At 39.6% G+C, this 3,697-nt stretch carries 9 protein-coding genes; all 9 read right to left on the reverse strand.

What is annotated here, in order from left to right:
• Positions 1 to 104, reverse strand: a 104-nt coding sequence (locus GXZ72_08175) for a DUF788 domain-containing protein (GenBank protein HHT19519.1), incomplete at its 3' end; no start/stop codon positions are given.
• Positions 105 to 164: 60 nt separating this feature from the next.
• Entirely contained in the window at positions 165 to 842 is a 678-nt protein-coding gene (locus GXZ72_08180) for a hypothetical protein (protein ID HHT19520.1), read from the reverse strand.
• Positions 843 to 867: 25 nt separating this feature from the next.
• Positions 868 to 1,548, reverse strand: a complete 681-nt coding sequence (locus GXZ72_08185) for an EhaG family protein (GenBank protein HHT19521.1) — start codon at positions 1,546 to 1,548, stop codon at positions 868 to 870.
• Complete coding sequence (locus GXZ72_08190) at positions 1,545 to 2,030, reverse strand: EhaF family protein (GenBank protein HHT19522.1); 486 nt, start codon at positions 2,028 to 2,030, stop codon at positions 1,545 to 1,547. Before GXZ72_08190 ends, GXZ72_08185 begins: the two co-directional genes overlap by 4 nt.
• On the reverse strand, positions 2,027 to 2,287 hold the full coding sequence (locus tag GXZ72_08195) for a DUF2107 family protein (GenBank protein HHT19523.1): 261 nt from the start codon (positions 2,285 to 2,287) through the stop codon (positions 2,027 to 2,029). The genes GXZ72_08190 and GXZ72_08195 overlap by 4 nt, the downstream gene beginning before the upstream one ends.
• Complete coding sequence (locus GXZ72_08200; protein HHT19524.1) at positions 2,280 to 2,564, reverse strand: DUF2108 domain-containing protein; 285 nt, start codon at positions 2,562 to 2,564, stop codon at positions 2,280 to 2,282. The genes GXZ72_08195 and GXZ72_08200 overlap by 8 nt, the downstream gene beginning before the upstream one ends.
• The gene (locus GXZ72_08205) at positions 2,565 to 2,813 is read right to left on the reverse strand and encodes a DUF2109 domain-containing protein (protein ID HHT19525.1); all 249 of its coding nucleotides are present in this window, start codon (positions 2,811 to 2,813) and stop codon (positions 2,565 to 2,567) included.
• Positions 2,814 to 2,823: 10 nt separating this feature from the next.
• A complete protein-coding gene (locus GXZ72_08210; GenBank protein HHT19526.1) occupies positions 2,824 to 3,327 on the reverse strand; it encodes a hypothetical protein in 504 nt (167 codons plus the stop codon).
• Positions 3,320 to 3,613, reverse strand: coding sequence for an energy-converting NiFe hydrogenase A subunit EhaA (gene ehaA, locus GXZ72_08215; GenBank protein ID HHT19527.1), 294 nt, complete (start codon positions 3,611 to 3,613; stop codon positions 3,320 to 3,322). Before ehaA ends, GXZ72_08210 begins: the two co-directional genes overlap by 8 nt.
• Between the last annotated feature and the right edge of the window lie 84 nt (positions 3,614 to 3,697).

A 3,697-nucleotide genomic window follows, 5' to 3' on the forward strand; every position in this document is an offset into this window, starting at 1 on the left:
ATTCCGTAAACTACCCAGTTGGCTGGGTTAAACAGGAGGCCATATGCGATACTTGCCACTGAGATGATGAATATTAAATAACTTGAAATTTGTAATTTATCCATTATTTCACCGATTATCAGATTTTATTTTAAATTTCACAGTTTCAATTAATAACTTTAATCTTAGAACGGTTTATTTATGATTAAAAGTATTTCAATCACTCTAACAATCACCAGAAGTGAACTTAAGTGTATGATTAGGAGAAAGGGGGAACCAGGAGTTCGGAACATCTCTGCTTTGGTTGCATAAAAGGGTGCTACTCCAGTTTCACCAGCCACTCCAATGAATAGAAGGAGTGAACCAAAGATCATCATAAAAGTGGTGGGTATTTTTACGATTTCTAATAGGCTGATGGTTCCAGCTGATGCTAATATCATAGCTGCACCGCCAAATAAGGGTAAAGTAGCAATCATAGCTACTAAACCATACTGAAACGCAGCATCCAGAACATCAACTTGTTTAACTGCGGCTACAATACCAATATTAACTATGCCTATCAAACAAACAAATAATGTGAAGTTAAAGAGGTCTCCGGTGATCATTGCACCTGCAGTAGCCAAACCACACACAATCGCTAGGAATCTTCTTATTTTGAATTCATTTTTATCTACTTTCACTTCTCTGTCCTTTAAAGTACCAAATCCGGCTTCAACTTGGGTTTCAGTCTTGCTTATGGCGATGATAGTGGTAAAGGCCAATGTACTTGCGAACATGAAAAGGTTAAGAGGTGCCAGATATAGGACAATATCTCCCAGGGGAATGTATCCCAATAACTGTTGACCCAATATCGTTATATCCATTTTTTTACACCTTAATGATTTATTTTTACTTTTTGTTAAATTCTTCTCGACCAATAACGCCTATCAGTCCTGCTTTAAAGGCAACTTTTATGAAAATACCGAATGCTGCTAGGAACAAAGCTAGTAACCAGTATTGGGGGAACACGAAAAATACAAGGAATCCCACTAACCATAAACACCACGCAATACCAGATACTCCTGCAACTCCTTCCCAAGTGTTTGCTGGAACTCCTCGCATTCTTTTAGAGAGAACATAAAACAATATGCCCCCTCCTGCGACAGCTCCTCCTGTAAATCCGCTAAGAAAGGCTCCATGCGCTATTAATAAAAGGGCTAGGAATGTGGGGGCAGTGGTCATAACTTCCATGTCCATTGATAAAGGTAAAGGGATTAATTCTGCATTTTTTCCTTTCTTCTTCATTTCTCTGCTCATGAGTATCTCAGAAATTGCCAAGATCTCGGCAAGTTCAACCACTAGCCCAGGAAGTATAATTGCTTCTGCCAGGTCAGTTCCCACAGCCGCCACAAGAATTAACATACCAACACCCACAATGTCTGTTAATATAAGGGCATTTAAATCATTCTTCTGGTACGCAATGGCCATGAGCCCTATTAATCCCGCGATTAAACCGGTGAATATAGCCGGAACAAATAATGAAACCACTACTGGGGAAACAACGCCGGGAACGAGTACTGATGCGCTCATTCTTCTTCCCTCCTTTTCATGGTAAAGTGTAGAGCCACCCATGATGCCACAACAAAGGCCATCATGAGAATGCTGGACTCAAGCACAGTGTCAAATCCTCGAGAGTAGTATAATATTTCATCTATTAATCCACCAGGGGATGAATAAATTGATGTACCAAAATAAAGAGTGGTTTCGCTAACCCCTATTCCAATGGGGGACACGTAGCTGGTTACCATACCGGCTTTCTCTGAAAAGTGAGGATACTGGGATTTAATGATTCCCGGTTCTTTAAGAGGCACACCACCACGATCATAAGGGGCGAAAGGATCTTGCTGGTTTATCTGTAGTTGTGGTTCTGGTCTCGGATACAATTGCTGATTATTAAGTGCTAAAGGCACAATAAAACCTGCTAGAAGTAAAATGCCAAGAATTACAGAATAAAACCGTGGGATACGTTTAGGCGTGGCTAAAGAATTCCAGAATCTACCTATTCTGCTCATAATTCAGCCCCCACTTCTTCTAATCTAACAATAGCTCTAAGCAATATCATTGTGATGATTGCAGTTGCTGCAATGAAAGTTAAAAGTGCAATGGTGTGATTATAGGTTAAAAATATTAATGAAACACCAACCGCGGCTATTTCCGTGTTTAAAGTCCTTATTATAGGGTCTTTAACTCCGGGACCTATGGCTGTTCCAAGACTACCCATTATGGTGAGTGCCACACCAGTATAGAACCATATGTAAACATCAAACAAAGTTCCCTTCCCCCTGGGATTCTTGGTTTTTCTTTCTAACCTCATTAATCTTTATGATTCCTATGAGTAAGATCACTGTGGAAATAGGATCGAAGATAGCTGCAACCATGGCCACATCCAAGTATTTGGCTGCCACTATCATTCCAATAAATCCTCCCTGGAGAAGTGCAAACATGATGACTTTATCAAGTGGCTTTGCCAAGGCAATGATTCCAACAGCTCCAATTAAGGTTAGTGCTGCAGATACTGTAGTTAAATTTATAAAATCCAAGTACATTTATTTCACCATGATCTCTTCTTTTACCCTTCCTAGGGAGTAAGCAATGGCGTTAGAGCTTAACGTTGATGTAACAAAGAATGTAATGGCAATTATTGCTCCGAAGGGTGTTTTAATGTATAAACCCATAATCGCAGACATGCTAAAGCCAATAACATTAAGGCAAAGAAGTCTTTCCTCACGATTCTGAGCTAAGAGAGTACGCAATGCCATTAAAATTATTATAATACCTAATATCTCAATTAACATGATTTAGCACCTATGATATTTTGGCATATCTCCCCATTTTTTTTGCCAACTTTCCCAAAAGACGGGAAGCACCTGTCTGATAAAGGCCTTGAATAGTGAGAATAGCCAGAACCATCCCCACAATGAAGAATTCAGGTTTGAAACCTATAAATGAAGTCAAATAAATAATTACAGTAATACTTAGGGCTCCGGTGGTGCCAGCATATCCTGGGTCAGCGCAAATTCTGTTTCCAAAATAAACTAAAACAGCAGCAATTAATCCTCCCTCAGGCATGCCTATAGCATAACAAGCAATTGAAGCAAGCAGAGTGCCTGCAGAGGCATCAGGAGAGCATACAATGTTACCTTGGAAGAAACCTCCTGCAAGGTCTCCTCCCCTATTTTGAACAGATCGGCCAATAACTTCTGCTCCTTTCACTCCCGGCGACTCTGGAAGACCCATCCATGTATCAATGAGAACGAAGTTAAACCAGGATATAATGGCTGCCAGTATAATGCCTATTATTTCATTCACGTTTTTCATCTCCCTCGGGTATGGGAACTATTTTTTCTAGAATAAATTTGGCAAATAAAGCAGTGACAATTCCAGTTGTCAATGCCACAATGTATCCCTGGTAACCTAACTCAGAAACCATGGCATAAAAACCTATTGACAGCACAGCTGTAGGGAAAACAGCGCTTATAGTCCAAGAATTTCTTATAGGTTTATCTGGAAGTAAAGGAAGCCTTAAAACCAGACCCAATATTAGGGCAGCGACCAGGGCAATAAGATAACTGAACACATTAGCATGAATAATCATGATAAATAGGTGGTCTCCTTTTTATATATAAATGTTTTCAATTTAGGGCATTTTTCCAGAACTTTCAATTAATAAAGCAGCAAT

Origin of the sequence: Methanobacterium sp., assembly GCA_012838205.1 — an archaeon.
Taxonomy (GTDB): domain Archaea; phylum Methanobacteriota; class Methanobacteria; order Methanobacteriales; family Methanobacteriaceae; genus Methanobacterium.